This is a genomic window from Pontibacter mucosus (genome assembly GCF_003054055.1).
In the GTDB taxonomy this organism is placed as follows: Bacteria; Bacteroidota; Bacteroidia; order Cytophagales; family Hymenobacteraceae; genus Pontibacter; species Pontibacter mucosus.
Window position 1 is genome coordinate 72,159 of sequence record NZ_QBKI01000013.1, and the last position, 20,205, is coordinate 92,363.

Consider the following 20,205-nt stretch of genomic DNA (forward strand, 5'->3'; position numbering starts at 1 on the left):
CTTGACTTCTTGCGCCCCTCTCTCATTCTCACATATGAGAAGTTCCGTTGGCACTGTCACCCTCACAACTTTCTTACCCTTCATAATAAGTTCCCGCTCTACCTGCTCTTTGATTTCCCTAATGCAATTACAGTTCATGGTATCACTGTTAGATTTAACAACAGAATAATATACCGCTACCTTTAGCTTACATCAACTTTTTTACATAACCATAGAGCCTCTTTTGATGAACTGCTTCTTGCCATAGATGACTTCGGATCTAGATATGTTGGTGATTAACAGTCTTGTGATAATACAGGAGTTGGAAACAGAAGCGGAAGCAAAGCTTGTTTTTATTTGCAAATGTAACGATATATTGTTACATTTGATAAGACTATTTCGTATACCAATACAGGCATTACCTTGAGTTAGCATGAACAGAGTAAAAGGCATTTTGCAGAACGGGACCATGATCATACTGGAAAACTATGACCAGAGTAACGTGGACGATATGTACTTTATCAAAGCCATAGAAGCCACGAACCAACGCAATCACAGGACTATAGCTGAGTACTTCAACGGACTGATCAGAAGTCTGGAATCAGTACAGCAGGAGGTCAGGGAGCAGAAGGTGCAGCAGCTTTTATCTCAGTACAGAGACAGACCTGTGGTATCGGAAAAAGTTCGCCAGGAACGGAGGGAGCAACTCGGGCAGACAAACCACATCGCTGCCTGCGAGGGCTACGAGGAGGAGAAACTCAACAAGGTGCTTGACGAACTGTATATCAATGGGCAAATCACGCCTGAGGAGATGACTCAGGTATTCAACTTAAAGTATCTGTAATGAACGACAGGTACTGCTATCCTGGCACCAGTGTGCTGATCAATCATTTTGACATCAGGGACGCAGCTAAGCTAAGCAAACTAGAGCTTACCCACTGGAGACATAACGTGTTGGCTTTGCCTGGTAAATTTGCCAGCCAGCTAAAGTTTGATTTAGCGCTTTGGCAGCTGATCCACAAGGAAACATTTGGCACCGTCTATCCCTGGGCAGGGGAGCTCCGGAGTGTGATGATCTCCAAAGGCAATGCTGTACATGCCGCGCCACGTATGATTGAGCCCTATGCTAACCACTTACTCCAGGAGCTGAAGGCAGCGGGGTATTTAAAGGGGCTGGACAGGGAGCAGTTTCTACTGAAAGGGTCTTATTTTTTTGAGGAGCTGAATGCCATTCACCCCTTTCGGGAGGGTAACACCAGAACACTAAAGGTTTTCTTTTCCCTTTTGTCCCAACAGGCGGGGTATGAAATTGACTGGCGCAAGGTCTCGGCACAGCAGTACCAACAGGCAGAGCAGGCTTCTTTTGCTGCAGGAAACAAAGGCCCCTCCCCTTTTTACCCGCTGTTTAAGGAGGCCCTCGAGCCTGTCGAGTTATCAAATAAGCAATCTATCAGGTTCAAACTATGAATGAGATTAACCAAGGGGAGGCATGCGCAGCGTGTGATCCTAAGACCCACATCAGCGCACAGGTGAAGGCTATGTTTAAGGAGAAAAACCTAACCTGGGAGAAGTTGGCCGAGCTGGATGAAGGCGTTGGCCGTGGGAAGGGGAGCTATAGGCAAACCTTTTTGGCAAGGCTTATCAAAACCCAGGAAACGCTGCAGAAGGTTGGGTACAGCATCCGAATCGAGAAAGGCTAGTTCTGTAAAGATTTATATTTTGTACATTGTTAACTTTGAAAAAAATTAACTTACCCAAAGATTTTTACCAACCCGTTCCTTATAAGGAGGAGGAAGGACTGTACCAGTGGCTGAGTTGCCAATCCGTACCTGTATTTTTGTAACTTATGCAACACGAGAACAAACCCTCTGAGGCCCTTTTAAGCGATCCGACCTACTTCCTGAGTAGGATTGACAGGAGCGTAGCCGATAACATCAGAGACATTGAGAAGTCCTTTGATGAAGATGCCGGTATTGTGAAAGATTTCATCGTCTTCATTTCGAGGAAAATGAAAAAGGACCTTTTCGGGTTCACGAGGTTCACGCTTTCAGAGTTCTGCAAAGAGACTGGGCGTAACAAGCAGACCTTGTGTGAGGTGCACCCCAAGTTCAAAAATAACCCCAAAGCGGAAGTGCCGGAATATTTCGGTCACAGGTTTGAGACAACATTTGATTATGCCTTGTTTCACATGCTGAGCAACAACATCATCTTCTCTCGCTCCTACGAGTATAAGCATCAGGATAAGGTGATAGAGCTGAAGAATTTTGCCATTCTCAAGGATATTAAGGTTAGCATCGACAGACACACCAACACCATCAAGATTTACGATGTCCGAATATCGGATGAGCTTATGGAAGGGTTTTTCCGCAGGTACTATACTATTGACACCAACGGCTACAAGCATGTAGGAAAAGGGCGTGGCGGCGACGGGCGTAAGAGCCTGTACATTTTCCTTTACAAGACACGTCACCAGCTGCTTAGTTCGGGTAAACGCATCACAAAGTTGCCTATAGATCTGTTGGCCTCGGTTGCCCATATTGAGTCAGAGGAACCTCGGTTTAAGAAAAAAAGTGTGAAGAGGGTGCTGGACTACATTCGGGAGAAGGGAAAGCTGCCTTTCGACTATACCTTTGTTCAGGGGGATCCAACGAAAAAGTACCAGGAGCTCTACTGGGTTAGTCTGGACTTCTCCGTATACCACGAGGTAATGGAGGCGAAGGAGGATCATAACTTTTACATTGCCCTGCTGGAGCGTATGCGAGATCTTTTCCACCATACCTATGGGAACCATGTCCAGATCACAGGAGAGAAAGATACTTTTCAGCGTTGGCTGACTAATTCGGACGCGGACCTGACGCACAAGGCAAATGAGCTTTGCAAAGCATACTTTAAGGTGCACAACAAGGATATCACATTGGCAATGGCGAAAAAGCTTATTCGAGGAGGTCTATTCTCCGACGATAATTAAAAAGCTATTCAAGTATTGTCACGCAGGGCAGAGCTAGAGTCCAGATGAAAACTCAGTATGTTGCCTCAGGAAGGGCTTTAAGGAAGTGTTCCAGCCTACTATTCAAGTATTGCCACGCATACAAAACATAAAGAACCAATCTAATATATGGATGAGATATGACTTTTGCAAAATACAAACTTGGAGAAGATGTAGAAGTAAGCAGTACGCTCACAGGATTAGGTGACCAAAAAGGTAGAGTCACCGAAATAGTGTATAACAAGCTGAGCAGCCAATTCTTCTATAACGTGCAATGTGGAGAGAATCGACATTATGCGCAGGAACGATTTGTCTCTAATGTACAGCGACTTACAAGGGCATTTGAATAATGATGATAGAAACTCCTAGCGAATGTCTCCAGCATGCCACAGGCGTTCTTTCTGAGGGTCTCTTGACAGGTTGCGTTACTGCAAGCCATATGAAGCGGCGGGCTTAATGTATCATATCGATCTTTTACCTTATGGATACCTTCTTGAGCCAAGAGAATTTTGCTGTTCAAGTATTGCCACACTCTTTCAGAGCCGTTCATGTATTGCCTCAGTAGCTGGAGCCGTTCAAGTATTGCCACAATCTATTCAATTATTGTCTCAAGTCGTTCAAGTATTGCCACAAATTGGCTACTTCCCTCAACAGTAACTGTTTTACCTAATCAAGTATTGTCTCAAGCCGTTCAAGTATTGCCACGCTTCTCCAAAGCTGTTCAAGTATTGCCTCAGTAGTAGTTGGTCATTCAAGTATTGCCTCACCGATAATGTACCCCATTGGCTCTATTCCGTACAGCCGTTCAAGTATTGCCACTAAATATATATACTTCTATATACTTCCTTATATATAGTAATTTGAAATGTCCGAGGGGTTCGTGAACAATAAAGATTAACAAAAGGGAAGAGAAAGCGATGCTGCCTGTTAAAGTTACTCTGCTCAATTACGAAAGCAACAGACTTTTTAGCCCCTGTTTTTGCTAACATACTTAGCGTTTCATTTTGTTAATCAACCATCCACGGGAAGTTTTACACAGGGCTGATAAAAAATATAAAAGCTTAAAAAAATATATATACGAAATGTAACTCTTTGTATACATATCGTATATATTAATATACCTTTTATGTCAACGCTTTTAAATTTTGTGTGTATGGAACAGACTTCAACAACCGTCAGTCAGATTGCAGAGGTAAAGCTGAGCTATCATCCCCAGGTGAAGGCCTCCGAGCGCCCGCAGATTACGAGTTCTAAAGACAGTTACACTTTCTTCCTACAGCTGTGGGATGAAGGCAGCATACAGTTCCGCGAGCAATTTAAGGTTATGTTATTAAGCAGGGCAAACAAAGTGCTGGGAATATTTGAAGTTTCTACCGGTGGCGTGGCCGGTACGGTGGCAGATCCGAAACTTATCTTTGTCGCTGCGCTCAAAGCCAATGCCAGTGGGATCGTTTTAGCCCATAATCACCCATCGGGCAACTTAAAGCCCAGCAGTGCAGATATCAGCCTTACAAAAAAGGTTAAAGAGGGCGGTAACTTACTTGATATTGCTGTTCTGGATCACATCATCCTTACTAATGAGGGCTATTATTCTTTTGCAGACGAGGGACTTTTATAGAAGTCCCTCACTCTTTCAAATCTCGGCTGTTAAACCAACCGTAGCGGCCCGCCTGACGGCGGGTTTTCCTTTTTTTCTTTCTGTAGCAATGCCTGTTCTACAATAGCACACAGGCAATTTAGCGCTAACATAAGGGGAAATAAAAACTCTATTTTGTGGATAATTAATATACACTAAATGTAACTAAATAGATACTAAACGTATATATTAATATGAGTTTTGTTTAACCTTCTAAAGCTAAAATTTATGAGCGCGTATGAAAAATTCATTCAACTGGCAGATCAGGTAACAAATGAGGTCATCGAGCAATTAGAGCAAGGCCAGGTATTCTGGAGAAAGCCATGGACATCTTACGGATTGCCTAAAAACTATATATCTGGCCGCTATTATGAAGGCTTCAATGCTTTCTTTCTGAACTACCTGACTGATAAAAAAAGCTTTAAGACGCCCTATTTTCTTACCTATAAACAGGCTAAAGAGCTGGGGGGGTATGTAAAGAAGGGAGAGAAAGGAACACAGATCATCTACTGGAAAGTTTACGCCAAAAGTGATACTAGGGAGGGTAATGGCACTACAGGAGAGACACAAGAGGTGTACCAGAGAAGATTTGTCCCCTTTATTTGGACGGTATTTAATATTGATCAAGTGGAAGGAATAGAGTTTACCCTCCCTTCTGTTCATGAGCGTACCGAACTGCAGGTAATAGAGGCTTGTCAGGAGGTGGTTGATCAATACCCTATGCCACGCCCGAACGTTCTGCACGGAGGCTCCCAGGCCTACTATGCGCCTTTTAATGATACGGTACAGATGCCGGAGCTGAGCAGCTTTGTTTCCTCTCAGGCTTATCACGCAACTTTGTTTCACGAACTGATTCACTCCACAGGCCATCAAACCAGGCTTAACCGTTTTGCTGACGAAGAGAAGGCGGCCCGGTTTGGCGACATAAATTACTCTAAGGAGGAACTCATAGCCGAGATGGGAGCAAGTTTCCTCAATGCCTTTACAGGTATCAAAGCGGAGGTTTTTGAAAACTCGGTAGCCTACCTGCAGGGATGGGCGAAGAAATTTAAGGATGATAAGACAATGATCATCTATGCAAGCACAAAGGCTTTTAAAGCGGCCAGCTATATCCTAAACCTACAGGCAGAAAGTAATCTGGCGGCAGAACCAACTGTGGCAGCGTAGCCTTTTGAAAGATCTTGCCTGGTAACAACAGGCAAGATCTTTCATTTTCAATACTGATGGATTTAACTGCGGAAATTTGAAAGGTGAAATCCTGCTATGGCGACCCGCCTTCGGCGGGATTACTTTTGGGGTGTAGGCTTTATGTGAAGCGTCTGCCGTATAATCAGCTCAAAGCAAATATGGCCGTTTTTTGTGGTCCTATCTTGCTGTCTTGTTAAAGACTCAATGGATACTATAATGGGTGCTTGTGGCCCTCTAAAGCGTTCATCTTCCTCTCTCCTACTTCTGCCTTCTTGATTGCTCTTAAGTAACAGGTCGAGAAAGAATAAAAGTAAACTTGTCAAATACTTTTAGTATTAATTTGTATATGTTACGTATATATTTGTAAGTGTCATTTCTTAGATACTTGGCTTAAGATAAGCCATCAGGATTCGTTAATTATAGAATAATGCAGATAGAAGACAAGAGCTCTAAGTTTGAACTAGGCAAGCGTATGCTTGAAAAGCAACAGCTGACTTCACTTACTGAGCTGTTTGATATCGTACCGTATACTCCCGTGGCCAAAGCACTAGGCATAAATAACCAGCGACTTCGAAACAAGATTGACGATCCCCGCTCATTTCGTGTAAGCGAATTGCTGGACCTTGCGGTACTACTGGATGTAGATGCGATCAAGCTCTTTGCCTTACTTCACGAAACAATCAAGAAATCGGCATCTGCTGAAGAAGCAACTAAATAATAGTTTTACAAAGCATAAGATGCTAAGCTTTATATTGCCTACTATTCTATTGTTCAACTTCTAGCTTGTTCTCCTATGAATCTATATGAGTTCAATAGTATTCTTTCTATCGATGACAGGGCGCAGGCTGTATGGGATGAGGGGCAGTTTATTTCGAGCCGCCTTGATGGAGTGTATCGGGTATGTCTCTACTACATGGGTAATTTTTTTGCAGAGGTTTGGGTAAGTTCATGTAATAGCGATGGTAGTATTTGCCATGTGAGGGCTTTTAAGAGCCGAAGGCTTCTGGAACCTTACCTCTCCCCTATTGACCTGTCTACCCTTTTCTGACTCTTTCTGCTTTTCGTCTCAAACTATCTACTTTGACTATTAAGCTGCTTGCCTTTAATTGACAAATATTACTAGCTGTAAAAAATAATTATTATTTAACAAATAATACATAACATATAATCCATTTTACTTATTAGATAATACTTATGAGCTGTTAGGTAATACATGATAAATAATAATTATTAAATATTTGTACCGCTGGATTTAGTATTTGAAGCTTTTTCTTATAGTAGGTACTTGTTATCCATACTCCCCTGTTCCCTCCAGCTTACCCAATGCTCCATCTTTGAAATCTTATCTCTTCCTAGCTCCTTCTCCTTGTATTATTTGCCTAGAATTCTTTCTTTTGGTGTATGGGGGGCTTTGTATTGCAAGATGTGTTTTGAGTCCCTCAAAACCTCTTGCCTTGCCTTCAGCGTAGCTGTTAGCAAGGGGTAAAGCCACTCGCAACTCGTGTCTTTTATTGAGCAAAGTATGTATGGAAGATGTTAAGAAAACAAAGGGAGGGCGCCCAAAACTATCGCCTGACTTAAAGAGAGCCAGGCAAGTAAAGCTGACCTTTTCCGATAGCGAATACAGGCAACTGGAGGCTGAGATGACGGCTGCAGGGCATGAATCATTGTCTGTTTACCTGCGGAAGAAGGCATTGGCGCAGCCTGACGATTTTATTGCTAATCCCAAAGAGTTGATCGCTGTTCTGGATAAGCTAGGCCCAGAGATCAGCAGGGTCGGCAACAATATCAATCAAGTTGCCCGGTATGTCAATTACCTGAAGGCAAACAATATGATAAACCTGCAGTTTCTTGCTGATTTTAACAGGTACATGATAGAGTTTGGGGCCATAGAAAAAGAGTTGGTCAAGGCGCTTCGGTCTTTTCTCCGGATTGCTGCTGCAAGGTTTAAGAAAATTAAATAATATTTATTATTTAATAAGTAAGAATTAATAAGTAAGAATTAATAAGTAAGAATTAATAAGTAAGAATTAATAAGTAAGAATTAATAAGTAAGAATTAATAATCTTTATATATAAATTGTTAATTTTTATGTAATAAATAGTAAATAATAATTATTAGATAAAATATAATGCTTGAAAATTGTTAAATAATATATAGTAGCTTTTATGTGAAAATTATTATTTGTTATATTTTTGATGCGTTAATGAATGGGCTATGATCGTGAAAATCCTTTCTGCCGCTGCCGGGTTCAATGGCGTTGTTTATAATGAAGAGAAAAGAGCACAGGGTGTAGCTCAGCTGCTCAAGGCTGAGAACTTCGGCTTTTTGAACCTGGCAGCGGGAAGCTTGAAGCAGGAGGATTACATCAGGTACATGACGTTGGTGGCAAACACAAACGAGTCAGTGCTAAAGTCCCAGTTCCATGCCATTATTTCCTGCAAGGGAAGGGAGAAGGGTGCGGGGGAACTCTTGGAAATCGCGGAGAAATACCTCCAGCGCATGGGGTACCATGATAACCCCTACCTTATCTACTTTCATTCAGATACTGCGCACAACCATGTACACATGGTGTCTACCAGGGTAAGCAAAGAGGGGAAGAAGGTGAACGACAAGTATGAAAACATGAGGTCTCAGAAAGTGATGCAGGAGATTCTGATGCAGGATGTGGAATACGAGGTAAAAACATGCTTGACTAAAGCGCTGGCATATGGATTTTCCTCTGAAGCTCAGTTTAAGTTGCTGCTCGAAAGGGAAGGCGTGAAAGTCACGGAGAAGGATGGACAGTATCAGCTCATTAAGTACGGTTCAGTGGTACATGCCTTTGCAAGCAAAGAAGTTGCTGACAGGATAGCGAAGCATAAAGCACCAGATGCGCGTGTAGGGCAGCTGAAAGCCATATTCCGTAAGTATAAACGAGGCCTAACGGTGGAGCAGTTCTCCGGGCTATTAAAGGAAAAGTTCGGGATAGAGCTGGTGGTGCACCAGGCAAAGGGGAAGAGCACTCCCTATGGCTACACGATTCTCGACCATGCCAGCAAACAGGTGCTGAAGGGTTCCCAGGTGATGAAGCTCGACGAGCTGCTTTCCAGTGTTAACAGAGAAGAGAAAATACAGGCTGGACGGGAGCTCATAGCCAAGCTTTCTGCAGACAGGGGGCTGTGCTACACCGGCTTCAAAAGACAGCTGGAGGCAACAGGGCTCCTTGTCAACAAAAAGGGAGAGATCCGCATCAAGGGAGATGAAGAAGGCAGCATCCCTGTTCTGATGCTTGATAAGGCCCATGTCAGGGCGCTGCTTTACCAAGAAAGGCTGCAGGAGGCGCGGCAGTACGCCGTGACGAGCGATAAGGATATGAGGCTGCTTTCCAGGCTGTTTTTTGTAAAGCAGTCGGATCTGTCGGTAGCGAAGGCTTCTGACCCTCTGGAGAAGGAGGTGGTGGCCGCCAAGCTGCACAGCGGCCTTGCCAGCGGCAGGCCGCTGCAGGAAATACTGGACAGTTGCGGCTGGAGCATCGCTCATGCAGACGGAAAGCACTTCCTGATTGATCATCAGCAGAAACGGGTGTATGCTTGGGCAGATCTGACAAAAGAGAGGCCTGACTTTCATGCTGTGCAGGTTGTTGAGCTTGATAAGGGTAGTGATCGGGCGAGAGAGGAAAGGCTGCAGGACATATGGGCCCAGTCTTCCGGGACTATCGGTCAACTGGCAGCTTCTATGCTTTACCTTATGGAGTCAAACCTCGGACCTGATCAGGGAGAGAATAGGAAGAGAAAGAATCAACGAAAACGATAAAACACATAGACGATTAATACATGAAAATTGTAGTAGCAAACCAAAAAGGAGGGGTAGGCAAGTCCACCACCTGTATACTGCTGGCTAATTATCTGGCCTTAGAGAAAAAGGACAATGTGATCATCCTGGATATGGACTTTCAGGACTCCATCTACTCCAGATGGGAGAAGGAGAAGGATCTATATGCCAATGACCCACTGTACGAGGTTATCAAGATGGAGGTAGAGGAGTACCCGAAATACAAGGTGCATATTGATAGTCTGCAAGGGGGGCATGTTATTATGGACATGCCTGGCAGGCTGGATACGAACGAGCTCATTGCTGTATACCAGGACGCTGAAGTAATCGTCTGTCCGTTTGCCTATGAAAAGATGACTTTTGAGTCCACCATGTTCTTTGTTCAGGTGGCCAAGCATGTTAACCCGCAGGTAAAGATCGTGTTCCTGCCAAACCGCCTGAAGTCCTCCGTGAACTATGAATTGAAAGCTGCCGTGGATGAGCAGCTGGCGCAGTTCGGCACTGTGGCTCCGGCGCTGCCAGACCGGGTAGGATTTCAACGCATAGATACCGTATCGATCTCTTCGGATATCCGAGGGGTGCTCGACAAGTCTTTTGGGTATATATATAATGAGTATTTAGAGACAGTATAGAAGATTCTTTAAATAAAATTTATATTAATATTCAATAATTGAAACATTTTAATTAAATAACGTATAATATTCATGGCTACAGCAGGTAACAAGGGGTTTGACATCAAGAGCTTTAAGCAAAGCATAGGACAGGCTCCCCAGCAGAAAAACGCAGAAGAGAAAGCTGTTCAACCAATTCCTGAGGAAAGAGAAGAGACGGTGCCAGTAGTTTCAAAATCAGGCAAAGCCGGTGAAAAGCCTAAGGCTTCTTCTAACGCTACAGCAGGCAAAAAGCAGGAGGCTCCTTCCTCGAAAAAGACAGCTGCAAAGGCTTCGGGTAAAGCAGCGTCAGGTTTAAGCTTTGAGCAACTGCTTGCTGAACTCGATAAGGCGAAGGAGGAGTTTACCTTTACCTCCAAAACAGTCTATGTGGACGTGCATATACACGAAGTGCTAGACCTGCTGAAGAAAAAAGGAGGGATTAAAATCAATGTGCTGGCAAGCTACCTGTTTGCTAAATTCATTGAAGAGCATAAAGAGGAGATTCAAAGGCTCCGTGATAGAACGGATAACAAGTTCCTGAACTAAGCTGAATCTATAACATTAAGTAAAAAAGTATATAAATAAATAATCTAATCTTAAAATATACGTATAAGTATAAAACCGTATTTCATATAGATTATATATTTAAAGTAGGAATGTCTAGTTTGTAAATCGATGTTTTAACTTAAATTATATAGCTATGTCTTGGGGCGTTTTCTTTGCTACGGTAGCAGTACTCTATGTGCTTTATTATGCAGGTAACCTGTTGTTTGACCTGTACCTTCGAAATGCAAAAGGCGTAGCCGCAGATGTGGTAGCGCAGTACAGTGTTGCAGATTTAGTAGACACTACAGAGGCACCCCAAGACATTGTAGACGAGGATTACCTGGAGGAAGAATTCGAGGAGGATTATGAGGATTACGAGCAGGAGGAGCAACCCTTGGATAGCGGTCTCCAAGAATATCCTGTTGCAGCCGACGGGCATGCCTTTGCGCACCAGACGGCCTCTGAGAATAGTGTCGCCATGCCCGTGATAGGGCAGGGGATACCCCTAGAGGAGTTCCTTCAGAACGCCAGGCGACTTTCAAACGCAATACCTTTTTCTTCATAAATTTTTAATTCAATAACAGAGATTATGAGAAAGATACTTGCTATGCTCGTGTTGGTAGTCCTCGCTGTCCCATCTTCCTTTGCTCAAGGGGCCGGAGGCATTGATGCCGGAGCCTCTGAGCTTCAAACTTATATTGACCCTGTAGGCAACCTAATCCTGGTCATCGGAGCTATTGTTGGCCTGATTGGAGGAGTTAGGGTGTACATCAAGTGGAACTCCGGAGACCAGGACACACAAAAGGCTGTCATGGGGTGGATGGGGTCCTGCGTATTCCTGATGGTGGTGGGGGTGGTGATCAAAGCCTTCTTCGGCTTGTAAGCCGTGGCTCCCGAAGATAACAGAGGATTTAATGTCTACAAGGGGCTGCAAAAACCCCTTGTATTTAAGTCCTTGAAAGGTAGATATATCTACTGGGGCCTGGCCTCCGTTCTAACTGGCTTCTTTGCGGCAGTTGTCTTATCTGTTTCGCTCAACTTCTTTTCAGGTCTGGTAGCCTTGGTGATCGTGACTTTCGGCGGTATGGGGTTTACGGCTATGCAGCAGAAGAAAGGGTTGCATCATAAAACGAAGTCCAAAGGGGTATACATCATGCCCGCACAATGGAGGCGTTCTGCACGAAGATAGGAGTCTGGCCCTGGCAGCACAACTTTAACGTCATCACTTTTCTCAGCCATGAAAAAGCAGCGGTTTGGTCTGCCATACATTGGCATAGACCGTCATGCCCATGATATTCTATATCATGAGCGCGGAGATTATTCGGTCATCATCAAAGTACAAAATCCTGCCCTGCAGTACTGTGCAGACGTGGAGGCTTACCAACACTTCCACCAGACCTTTGCCAACATCGTTAAAATTCTAGGCGCAGGCTACACCCTTCAGAAAACGGACATACTAGCCAGGAAGTGCTATGTGCCGAAGCAAACGGATGACCTCCTGAGTCAGAAATTTCAGGAGACATTTGCAGGAAGAGAGTACCTGGCCGTCTCTACATACCTGACTATAACAAGGGACGTGCGGCGCTCCAGCTTCTTTACCTATGACGAGAAAGACTTCAAAGCATTCCAGCGGAACGTTGCCAAAGTGCTGGACATACTGGAGAGCAGGTCTTTCAAGCCCTATGCTCTGAAAGAGACCGAGGTGAAGAAGTTTATTTCCCGCATGCTTGCCTTCAACTTTTCCGATGAGGTTTATGCGCTCAATAACCTCCTTGCCTCAGATGAAGGCCTGCAAGTCGGTGACAGCGTTATCCGATGTATCTCGCTTGTGGACATAGATGAGATCAACTTTCCGTCCAACATTAAGCCAAACACAGCGCTTCACATAGGGTACAGCCTCCCGGTAGACCTGATGCACTTTCTGCACCAGGTGCCAGGTTGTGACTGCCTGGTGTACAACCAGGTGATCCAAATCCCTGATCAGCGCCAGGAATTGGCCAGGCTGCAGGCCAAAAGAAAAAAACACCTCTCCATGCCTGACCCGGCCAATGATCTGAGTGTGCAGGATATTGATCAGGTGATGGCCGATATCGCCAAGGATAACCAGCTGCTCGTGTACGGGCATTACAGCGTGCTGCTTTCAGCCAGAGAAAAGGAGATAGACCGTGCCGCTAACTATCTGGAAAGCGCTTTGTTTTCCATTGGCATTATTCCCTCCCGAAACGCATATAACCAACTTGAGCTATTCCGGTGTGCCTTTCCCGGCAATTGTTCGGAGCTTAAAGTATATGATAAGTTTTTGACTACTTCAGACGCGGCCTTATGTCTGCTTTTTAAAGAACGTTTGCTGCAAAGTGAGTCATCCAGCTTTCAGGTATACTTCACGGACCGACAGGGGATTCCTATCACGATTGACACAAGTGATGCGCCCATCTTCTCAGGCCGGATGAATAACCGTAACAAGTTCGTGTTGGGACCTTCGGGAGCGGGGAAGTCATTTTTCATGAACCACCTGATCCGGCAGTATGCCCTGCAGCACACAGATGTGATCCTGGTGGATACCGGACACAGTTACTCCGGCCTGTGTGCCTACTACAGGGGCCGCTACATTACCTACTCCGAGGAGCAGCCGATCACCATGAACCCCTTCCGGATCTCTGCTGCCGAATTCAATGAGGAGAAGCGGGAGTTTCTCAAGTCATTGGTGGGCCTACTTTGGAAAGGTGCCGGTGGCACTGTTAACCAAATCGAGGACAGCGTCCTCTCCTCCGTTATCACTTCCTATTACCAGCACTACTTTGAAAACGGCTTGGAGAGCAGCTACCTTTCCTTCCAGTCTTTCTATGACTTCTCCATCAGGAAGATAGACGAGATTACGCAAAAAGAGTCTATTAAATTTGACCTGACCAGTTACCGCTTTATCCTCAAGAAATTCTGCAAAGGGGAGGCGTATGGGCAGATACTGAACAACGAGATGGATACCACCCTGTTCGATGAGCCCTTTATTGTTTTTGAGATAGATGCCATCAAGGAGCATAAGATCCTTTTCCCGATCACCACCCTGATCATTATGGATGTGTTCCTTCAGAAAATGCGGCACAAGAAGAACCGTAAGGCGCTCATCATCGAGGAGGCCTGGAAGGCCATTGCCTCCCCGCTCATGGCCGGCTATATCCTCTACGTCTATAAAACGGTTCGCAAGTTCTGGGGAGAGGCTGTGGTAGTGACACAGGAGCTGGAGGATATCATCGGAAATGCTGTGGTTAAGAACTCCATCATCAACAACTCCGACACCATCTGCCTTTTAGACCAGACCAAGTTCAAGGACAATTTCGATGAGATCGCCGCACTGCTCTCTATCAATGAGGTGGAACGGAAGAAAATATTCACTATCAACAGCCTCGACAACAAAGAGGGGCGGAGCCGCTTCAAGGAAGTCTACATCAAGCGCGGGGGCACCGGTGAGGTGTATGGTGTGGAGGTATCGCTGGAAGAGTACCTGACCTATACCACCGAGCGCCAGGAAAAAGAGGCCATGCAAGTGTACCTGAGCAAGTATGGGAATTTCAGGGAAGCCTTGGAAAAATTTGTCGCGGACTTCAGGGTCTCGGGCCTCAAGCTAAATGAATTTGTTCACCTGATTTTGCAACGCAGCTATGAAAAAGTACCTATGCACGCTTAGCTTTATGAGCCTGGTAACAGGGCATGTACTAGCCCAGCAGGTTGTTTTTGACCCAGCGGTAGTCTCCACACTTGTTGTGAACCATACAGCCCAGCAGGCGGCCTTAAACGACATTAAGGAAAATGAAGGAAAGATTGCGGCCTTACAGACTACCATCAGCCTGAAGATGACGCAGATCAAAGAGCTGGAGGAAAAGATGTACAACTCTCTCAAATCCGTTCAATCCATTATCGGGCAAAGTAAAAACATTATCTATGCCTCCCAAATTGCCGCAGACATAGGCCACTACCAAAACCAAATGATGGAACTGGCGCGTGGTGATAACGAGTTGCTCTTGATCGCCGCCAAAACAGAGCTGGAGCTGCTCAACCGTACCTCCGACCTATTTACTTATATCTACCAGGTGGCTGTCATCGGCACGGATGTGAACCTGATGAACAATGCCGACAGGCTCACCCTTATCCGCCATGTGGTGGACGAGCTGCGGGTGATGCGGGGGCTGGCCTATTCCATTACCCGAAAGATGCGTGTGGCCAAGTACGCGGGGCTTTTGAAGACCATGAATCCGATGGGGCTTGCTTACCCTGACAACAGCCAGGCTATTATCCGTTCCCTGATGGATGAGTACAAGGCAATCAAAAAATAAATCACCTTTATTGTTATGAAGACGTTATGTGTACCCGCTTTGTGCCTGGCCCTGCTTTCTGGTCTCTTTACAGATGCCCTGGGGCAAGGCGTGCAGCCAGTTAACAGTAAAAACACGAGGTACCAGCTGGAGCGGGAGGTTGTTACTCATTGGGGAAAGTTCAACCCGAAATGGTACTTTATTCTTTTCCATAACAAGTACAGGAAAGGACCTGACAAGCGGAACATGCTGCAGCTTGCGCCTACCATGGCTTTGCTGAACCAGAACAGGGTGAAGGCGGAGGCGCAGGAGGAAGCAGTAAGCCAGGTATTTGAGCAGGAGATGTTCAAGTTTGCCGACAGGTCCCTGAATAAAGGATACCACCTCCTGTATAAAAAGAAGATCGATGAACTTAACACAGCCCTATTGGGGATGAATGCTGAGGCGGTGCAGGCTGGGGTGCAGTCAGATTATATTTTGGCCGTCCATGCCGAGCGGGACAGAATCAACGCCGACATCGGGATTATCCTGGACTCTTACTTGGACGATGCCACAAAAGGGGAGCAGCTGCGGGTATATATCGAGGAGCTTACGGTCTTGAGGAATGATTTCAGGCGGCTCATCTCTCTCTTTAAAACGAGCCAAAACTTAACCGACTGATGCTATGCGTGAATTGATTGATAAAGCCATATTTGACCTGTTCGACGGGCTCTTTCTCCATATACAGGATCTGGTCAGCGTGTTCCTTTATGATGCGCAGGCGCTTTGCGCCATCTGCATGCTGCTGTACTTTGGCCTTGAGGCTTACAAAATGATGGCCGGGGATGAAACGCTTCGCATCATGCCCTTGCTGCGCCCTTTCGCCTTGACACTGGTGATTGTTTTCTGGCCAGGATTTATTGACGCTGTGAACCTGCCGTTACAGCTAGTCAATGATCAGGCAAAAGGCATGTATGGCTCACAGGTAGACCAGGTGGAAGATTTGCACCGGGAACGCCTCGCGCTGGTGGACAGTGTGGCCCGAAAACTCTCTGAGAGCAGCGCTGAGTTTGAGCGGATTGAGAGCGAGGCCAGCGACGCGAGCTGGTACGAAACCATGGGAATCGACCTGCAGCCCCTGTTTAACAAAATGAAAGGCTATTATCTGATGCTGATGGCCAAGCTGCACTTTACGGCGATGATGGTGGTGGAGTGGATTGTGATCACCATCTTTCAGGTATGCTCCTACATTATCTATTTCCTGCAGATCATCTTTGCGGGCATCCTGGTGATCTTGGGCCCATTTTCCTTTGCCCTTAGCGTGCTGCCGGGCTTTCGGGACTCTTACCTGACATGGATTGCCCGCTATATCTCCGTGGGGCTGTACTCAGGCATTGGCTATATCATTATGTCCATCTCCTTTGTGCTGGTCAAGTATGGCTTGATGAAGGAAATTGATATCCTGAAGGCAGTACTGGGCAACGAAGAGATGTTCATTGCCTACGTTTCCTTTCCCTCGGGCGGCATCAGCTTCTACATCGTCTCCTTGATTGTGGGAGGATTGGCCATGCTGACCATTCCCATTATTTCCACCTGGATCGTGCATACCACGGGCGTGGGGAATGCCATTGGTACGATGGCAGGAGGAGCTGCGAAGGCGGCCGGAGGAATTCTAAAATAAACCTAAAGCGCTTGCTATGATAAACAACCTCGAAAAGAAAATGAAGCTGGCATTTGCCGTGAGTATCGGCAGCTTTATCTCCTCCATCATTATAGTAGGTACGGTTTGCGTCTTTGCCTTTCGTTATGCCGAGGAGCAGCGGAAGAAGATTTATGTGATCGATCACTCGGTGCCGCTGCTGGTGGAGCAGACCGAGCTGGGGGTAAACCGGACGGTAGAGTACAAGTCGCACGTGAACATGTTTCACCTGCTCTTCTTCACGCTACCGCCAGATGACGCCTACATGAAAAATAACATCTCCAAGGCCATGTACCTGATCGATGAGTCTGGGCTGGCACAATACAACAACCTGAAGGAGAAGGGCTATTACAACCAGATTCTGGCGAGCTCTGCGGTTTTGACGATCAAAACCGATAGCGTTAAAGTGGACGAAAACAGACACTTTACCTACTACGCCACGCAACGCATTGAGCGGGAGACCTCTGTGATGAAAAGACTTCTTGTAACGGAGGGGGACCTCGAGGAAGTGCCGCGCACAGAGAACAACCCCCATGGGCTTTTGATAAAGAACTGGAAAACGGTCATGAACAAGGACCTGGAGTATGTCGAAAAGAAATCCTTTTAGCGGTAACATAAAGCAAAGGCTTTCATACCTCAAGGGAAGTGTCAGGGACTACTGTGCCTCGAATCCTAAAGCAGTGGTGCTGGCCATGCTGGTTTTACTTTCTGTGGCTGTCATAGGGTTGCTCATCGTCCGGCACCTGCACCAGGGGACCTATGCGGTATCGGCTGGCAAGCTGTACAGGCAACTTGATACTTCTGGCAGCAAGATGAATACAGGCAGGTCGAATACCGCAGATATGCTTGAGCTGATAAAGCTCTATAACGCGGCTAGGCAGTTAAATCCTGACAGCCTGCGTGCCCAAGACAGTGTTTTCCTGAAATACATTGATCAGCGTTTAAACCGAATCATCCATGAAGAGAATTAACTTTCGACATCCCAGGTATGCCATCCCTCTCATCATACTGCCTTTCCTTGTCCTGCTTAATTACCTGTGGCTGGACATGACACCGGCGGCCACCACATCACAAACGAAAGTAGAGTTCACCGAGACAACAGCCCTTAATACCTCTCTTCCGGATGCCAACCTGAGAAAGCGGGACATGAAGGATAAGTTCTCGGCTTTTCAGGACGAGTTTAAGTATAGGACCGACTACTCGGCCATGCAGGAAATCGGGGAGGATAGGGTAGACCCTAGGGACATTGCCTATGGCAGCGTGTACACGGAGGAGGAGCGGCGGATGCTCGACAGTCTCAATAACCGTATCCTATCGGATCAGCAGCCGGAGGGATTTATGGAGCGGGTAAGCCAGCGGCAGCGCCTCAGCTCAGAGCGCTATGCATCGGCTACTGCCTCTGTGCCTGGACGGTCAACCCGCCCTATGCGGAAAGTTGAATCGGCATATGAAAAGGAAATGCGGCTGTTCCGGGAGCAGATGATGTTTATTGACAGCCTGAGCCGGGTAGGAGAGGAGCCTGTGCCTTCACGTAGGGGACCACAGCCGACGATGGCCCATGCACCAGCCTCCGAGAAGCAAGAGCCGGCACCGTTACCCGTGAGCAAATACAGAAATTCGAACAAAGCCTTTTTCAACACCATTACAGCCGACGGTGAGGAGCAGTTTATCAGAGCCATCCTGGACGAAGGGTTGAAGGTGATGCAAGGCGGCAGGATCAGGATTCGCTTGCTGGATGACATCTATGTGCGGGATTACGAAATAAAGAAAGGCAGCTACCTCTACGGCACAGTCTCCGGTTTCAGTGCCCAACGAATTGAGATAGCCATCCGCTCTATACTTTACGGCAATCAAATCATCCCGGTAGACCTGAGTATCTACGACAACGACGGCCTGGCTGGGCTGTATGTCCCAGATTCACAGTTCCGGGACTTTACAAAAGAGCTTGCCGGGAATGTGAGCAGTGGTCAGACACTGACTTTTGAGGATTCACCTGACAATGCCAGCCAAATGCTTTATTCTATGCTGGAAAGGGTTTCGCAGACCACCACCCGCGCTGCAGGCAAAGCCATCCGGAAGAACAAAGCTAAGTTGAAGTACAACACCATTGTTTATTTGATAGATAATAAAGCCCAATAATATGAAAAAGCTATTCCTTCTATATGTGTTGTTTGCCCTGCTGTTTTCTGCCTCGGCACAGGATTCTCTTCAGGTAGTGCACGTGCATGAAAGCATCTCCACGCATATTGTGAGTCCTGAGCCAATACAGTATGTAGATATCTCCACAGATGATGTGGCCGGAGACATACCTGTTGCCAACATTCTTCGGGTCAAACCCAAGCATGGCGGAGCAAAACCGGGTATTATCACCATCGTTGCAGAGCGCTTCCTGGTACAGTATAAGCTGGCCTACAGCCGAGCAGATCGGGCAGACACGGAGGTGCGTATAGACCCCACCCGGGTGGATGATTACCTGAACCCGGCTGTGGCCATGAGCCGGGAGGACATGGCGCGGTTTGCGCTGCTGGCTCTCCAGCGAAAACCACAGTTCAATAGTGTGACTACGAAAGGGCATGGGATGCGGGCACGGCTGAACAACATCTATACGGTGGGGGACTATTTCTTTATTGATCTCTCCATCAAGAATGACACCAACATTCCCTATACGATCGATCAAATACGGTTTAAGATAGAGGATAAAAAGGTTGTCAAGGCCACTAACTTTCAGCAGGTGGAGCTACAGCCCAATTTTCAGCTTTATGACACGGGTAACTTCAAGCGCAAATACCGGAACGTGTTTGTGTTCAGGAAGTTCACTTTTCCAGAGGAAAAGGTGTTCAATATTGAGGTGGCCGAGGAGCAGATTTCAGGGCGCACCATCTCCCTTAAAATCGATTATTCAGATATCCTTCATGCAGACACCTTATGAGAAAGACGCTACTCCTCTCCCTGCTGCTCCTGGTTGTGCTGCCGTGCCGGGCGCAGGAGGGCTATACCCACCTGAACCTGGCAGGCGGCTGGATGTACGAGGATGCCTTAACTGCTAATCTTGCCCTGGAGTTTAACCAACGCCACCACAATTCCTATGAGATCTTCGGTGATGCCTATAAGAGCAACGTGGACGCCAACAAAAACTGGTTAGTGGGAGCTTACAAACCCATGCTCATCCGTTCCAGAAACACGTTGCTCAAACTGCGCCTAGGAACGGGCATTGGCTCTAATACAGCACATTTCATTGGCGCGCTGCAGGCAGGCCTGGAGCTGGTTTATGTGCTGCCGGGAAATTTGGTGCTGATGCTCCAACAGAAAAACGAGGGGGTACTCCGGGTAAACCACAACTTCAGGGCTGGTTTGCTGGCAGGCATCAAAATTCCATTGTGAGCAGGTATCAGCTAGTCGATGGGAATTTTCTCAGGAAT

Annotated in this window: 23 protein-coding genes; all 23 read left to right on the forward strand. The window is 46.4% G+C overall.

The features are described 5' to 3' along the window. Positions 1–412 precede the first annotated feature (412 nt). The 23 genes from C8N40_RS20370 to C8N40_RS20480 all read left to right on the forward strand — a co-directional run bounded on the left by C8N40_RS20370 (position 413) and on the right by C8N40_RS20480 (position 20,167). Positions 413–823, forward strand: coding sequence for a hypothetical protein (locus C8N40_RS20370; RefSeq protein WP_108213661.1), 411 nt, complete (start codon positions 413–415; stop codon positions 821–823). Beyond that, a complete protein-coding gene (locus tag C8N40_RS20375; RefSeq protein ID WP_108213662.1) occupies positions 823–1,446 on the forward strand; it encodes a Fic/DOC family protein in 624 nt (207 codons plus the stop codon). Before C8N40_RS20370 ends, C8N40_RS20375 begins: the two co-directional genes overlap by 1 nt. Continuing rightward, positions 1,443–1,679: a hypothetical protein gene (locus tag C8N40_RS20380; RefSeq protein WP_108213663.1), complete on the forward strand. Its 237-nt coding sequence runs from the start codon at positions 1,443–1,445 to the stop codon at positions 1,677–1,679. The genes C8N40_RS20375 and C8N40_RS20380 overlap by 4 nt, the downstream gene beginning before the upstream one ends. A 146-nt stretch (positions 1,680–1,825) precedes the next feature. Next, positions 1,826–2,947 (forward strand): hypothetical protein, encoded by a 1,122-nt coding sequence (locus tag C8N40_RS20385; RefSeq protein ID WP_018480082.1) that lies wholly within the window; start codon positions 1,826–1,828, stop codon positions 2,945–2,947. A gap of 1,171 nt (positions 2,948–4,118) precedes the next feature. Beyond that, entirely contained in the window at positions 4,119–4,583 is a 465-nt protein-coding gene (locus C8N40_RS20390; RefSeq protein WP_108213664.1) for a JAB domain-containing protein, read from the forward strand. Between the two features lie 246 nt (positions 4,584–4,829). After that, positions 4,830–5,768, forward strand: a complete 939-nt coding sequence (locus C8N40_RS20395) for an ArdC family protein (RefSeq protein WP_108213665.1) — start codon at positions 4,830–4,832, stop codon at positions 5,766–5,768. Positions 5,769–6,216: 448 nt separating this feature from the next. After that, positions 6,217–6,507 carry a hypothetical protein gene (locus C8N40_RS20400; RefSeq protein WP_108213666.1) on the forward strand — a complete coding sequence of 97 codons (291 nt, stop codon included), beginning with the start codon at positions 6,217–6,219 and terminating at the stop codon, positions 6,505–6,507. A gap of 808 nt (positions 6,508–7,315) precedes the next feature. After that, a complete protein-coding gene (locus tag C8N40_RS20405; protein ID WP_108213667.1) occupies positions 7,316–7,753 on the forward strand; it encodes a plasmid mobilization protein in 438 nt (145 codons plus the stop codon). Positions 7,754–8,006: 253 nt separating this feature from the next. Beyond that, a complete protein-coding gene (locus C8N40_RS20410; protein ID WP_108213668.1) occupies positions 8,007–9,584 on the forward strand; it encodes a relaxase/mobilization nuclease domain-containing protein in 1,578 nt (525 codons plus the stop codon). A gap of 20 nt (positions 9,585–9,604) precedes the next feature. Next, entirely contained in the window at positions 9,605–10,234 is a 630-nt protein-coding gene (locus tag C8N40_RS20415) for a ParA family protein (protein WP_108213669.1), read from the forward strand. A gap of 72 nt (positions 10,235–10,306) precedes the next feature. Beyond that, entirely contained in the window at positions 10,307–10,801 is a 495-nt protein-coding gene (locus C8N40_RS20420; RefSeq protein WP_108213670.1) for a hypothetical protein, read from the forward strand. Between the two features lie 154 nt (positions 10,802–10,955). Beyond that, positions 10,956–11,366, forward strand: a complete 411-nt coding sequence (locus tag C8N40_RS20425) for a hypothetical protein (protein ID WP_108213671.1) — start codon at positions 10,956–10,958, stop codon at positions 11,364–11,366. 24 nt (positions 11,367–11,390) lie between these two features. Next, positions 11,391–11,684, forward strand: a complete 294-nt coding sequence (locus C8N40_RS20430; RefSeq protein ID WP_170114172.1) for a DUF4134 domain-containing protein — start codon at positions 11,391–11,393, stop codon at positions 11,682–11,684. A 3-nt stretch (positions 11,685–11,687) separates the two neighbouring features. Beyond that, positions 11,688–11,990 carry a hypothetical protein gene (locus C8N40_RS20435; protein WP_018480020.1) on the forward strand — a complete coding sequence of 101 codons (303 nt, stop codon included), beginning with the start codon at positions 11,688–11,690 and terminating at the stop codon, positions 11,988–11,990. A 48-nt stretch (positions 11,991–12,038) separates the two neighbouring features. After that, positions 12,039–14,483, forward strand: a complete 2,445-nt coding sequence (locus tag C8N40_RS20440; protein WP_108213673.1) for a TraG family conjugative transposon ATPase — start codon at positions 12,039–12,041, stop codon at positions 14,481–14,483. Next, positions 14,458–15,129, forward strand: a complete 672-nt coding sequence (locus tag C8N40_RS20445) for a plasmid transfer protein (RefSeq protein WP_108213674.1) — start codon at positions 14,458–14,460, stop codon at positions 15,127–15,129. The genes C8N40_RS20440 and C8N40_RS20445 overlap by 26 nt, the downstream gene beginning before the upstream one ends. Before the next feature lie 15 nt (positions 15,130–15,144). Next, a complete protein-coding gene (locus tag C8N40_RS20450) occupies positions 15,145–15,768 on the forward strand; it encodes a hypothetical protein (protein ID WP_146173615.1) in 624 nt (207 codons plus the stop codon). 4 nt (positions 15,769–15,772) lie between these two features. Beyond that, positions 15,773–16,768 carry a TraJ family protein gene (locus C8N40_RS20455; RefSeq protein WP_108213676.1) on the forward strand — a complete coding sequence of 332 codons (996 nt, stop codon included), beginning with the start codon at positions 15,773–15,775 and terminating at the stop codon, positions 16,766–16,768. Positions 16,769–16,784: 16 nt separating this feature from the next. Next, positions 16,785–17,393, forward strand: coding sequence for a conjugative transposon protein TraK (traK, locus tag C8N40_RS20460; RefSeq protein ID WP_108213677.1), 609 nt, complete (start codon positions 16,785–16,787; stop codon positions 17,391–17,393). After that, positions 17,371–17,757, forward strand: a complete 387-nt coding sequence (locus C8N40_RS20465) for a hypothetical protein (protein WP_245905204.1) — start codon at positions 17,371–17,373, stop codon at positions 17,755–17,757. Before traK ends, C8N40_RS20465 begins: the two co-directional genes overlap by 23 nt. Further along, positions 17,744–18,925: a conjugative transposon protein TraM gene (gene traM / locus C8N40_RS20470; protein WP_108213679.1), complete on the forward strand. Its 1,182-nt coding sequence runs from the start codon at positions 17,744–17,746 to the stop codon at positions 18,923–18,925. Before C8N40_RS20465 ends, traM begins: the two co-directional genes overlap by 14 nt. Before the next feature lies 1 nt (position 18,926). After that, positions 18,927–19,715 (forward strand): conjugative transposon protein TraN, encoded by a 789-nt coding sequence (traN, locus tag C8N40_RS20475; protein WP_108213680.1) that lies wholly within the window; start codon positions 18,927–18,929, stop codon positions 19,713–19,715. Continuing rightward, the gene (locus C8N40_RS20480) at positions 19,712–20,167 is read left to right on the forward strand and encodes a hypothetical protein (RefSeq protein WP_108213681.1); all 456 of its coding nucleotides are present in this window, start codon (positions 19,712–19,714) and stop codon (positions 20,165–20,167) included. The genes traN and C8N40_RS20480 overlap by 4 nt, the downstream gene beginning before the upstream one ends. Positions 20,168–20,205 lie beyond the last annotated feature (38 nt).